This window comes from Maribacter sp. (assembly GCF_049667165.1).
In the GTDB taxonomy this organism is placed as follows: domain Bacteria; phylum Bacteroidota; class Bacteroidia; order Flavobacteriales; family Flavobacteriaceae; genus Maribacter_A.
On record NZ_JBATHS010000003.1, the window covers coordinates 1 to 1539 of the forward strand.

The following is a 1539-nucleotide window of genomic DNA, read 5'->3' on the forward strand; positions in this document are numbered from 1 at the left end:
ATCGGTGATACCGTGAATACGGCGGCCCGATTACAGGACGCGGCCCAACCCAATCAAATCTTGATTTCCGAGAACTGTTATGAACTAGTCAAAGAAGCCTTTAAATGTAAAAAAATAGGCGACATTACGATGAAGAACAAGGCGCAGACCCTTACTGCGTATGAAGTATTGGAATAAAATGAATCGATTCACCGGTTCTTGAAGTTTGCTACCGTTTTAAAAGATTCCGAAAAAAACAAGCCCACGCCCCTATTGCGGAATTCCATCGAATTTTAGGTATAATTTAAGTTATTCTCCAAATTGCCCTAATTTTACCCCATGGTCAGACAAATTCAATTACGGGTTTCCTTGAAGGAAGAATCCCGAAAAGGCATCCTACTAAAAAAAGTCGCTACCTATTTGGGGGAACCCGAACATGATCTAACTATAAAAGTGCTGCGCAAGTCAATCGATGCGCGGAAACCGACCATCTATTTTAATTATAAAATGGAGGTTTACATTCGGGAAAAACCTAAAGAAAATTCCGGGTACACTTTTGTATATAAAGAAGTTTCCAAGGCCAAGGAAATTCATATCATAGGTTTTGGCCCGGCTGGTATGTGGGCAGCCCTCCGCTGTTTGGAACTCGGGTTTAAGCCTGTAGTGTTCGAACGTGGGAAAAAAGTTCAGGAACGTCGCCGTGATTTAAAGGCCATCAATCAGGACCACATCGTTAACGAAGACTCCAATTATTGTTTTGGTGAAGGAGGCGCTGGCACCTATTCCGATGGCAAACTATATACGAGAAGCTTAAAAAGAGGCGATGTACGCCGTATTTTCGAAAGTTTGGTCCATCATGGGGCCACGGACCAGATACTTGTGGATGCACACCCGCATATTGGCACCAACAAACTCCCTAAAATCGTCCAGAACATACGTCAGACGATTCTAACACATGGGGGCGAAATACATTTTGAAAGTCGGGTTACCGATTTTACCATCAAGAACAATAAACTGGTGGCCTTGGCACTACACAATGGACATGAAATGCCGGTAAGTCGGGTGATTCTAGCTACAGGACATTCCGCACGGGATATTTTTCATTTATTGAAAGACAAGGAGATTGCGTTAAAGGCAAAATCATTTGCCATGGGAGTGCGGGTAGAACATCCGCAACACATCATAGATTCGATTCAATATCATTGCAAAGGGGAAAGAAGCGAATTGCTTCCGCCGGCCGCATATAGTGTGGTGCAGCAGGTGAACCAAAGAGGGGTATATTCGTTCTGTATGTGCCCAGGCGGCTTTATCGTCCCGGCGGCTACGGCTCCGGGAGAAGTCGTCGTCAACGGAATGTCGCCCTCTAAACGGAATAATCTTTTCGCCAATTCGGGTATTGTCGTAGAAATAAATGTGGACAAGGATATTCCCAAATATGAAAAGTTCGGGGTTTTGAAAGGGTTGGAATACCAGAAAGATCTGGAACGTTTGGCCTTTACCGCAGGAGGTCGCAGTCAAACAGCCCCGGCACAACGACTAACGGATTTCGTAGAAGGAAAA

General features: G+C 44.6%; 2 protein-coding genes. Both read left to right on the forward strand.

Annotated features, from left to right (window positions below; all coding sequences use genetic code 11):
- Positions 1 to 12: 12 nt before the first annotated feature.
- Positions 13 to 177, forward strand: a complete 165-nt coding sequence (locus WBM98_RS00075; protein ID WP_424363967.1) for an adenylate/guanylate cyclase domain-containing protein — start codon at positions 13 to 15, stop codon at positions 175 to 177.
- Positions 178 to 318: 141 nt separating this feature from the next.
- Positions 319 to 1539, forward strand: a 1221-nt coding sequence (locus WBM98_RS00080) for an NAD(P)/FAD-dependent oxidoreductase (RefSeq protein WP_424363966.1), incomplete at its 3' end; no start/stop codon positions are given.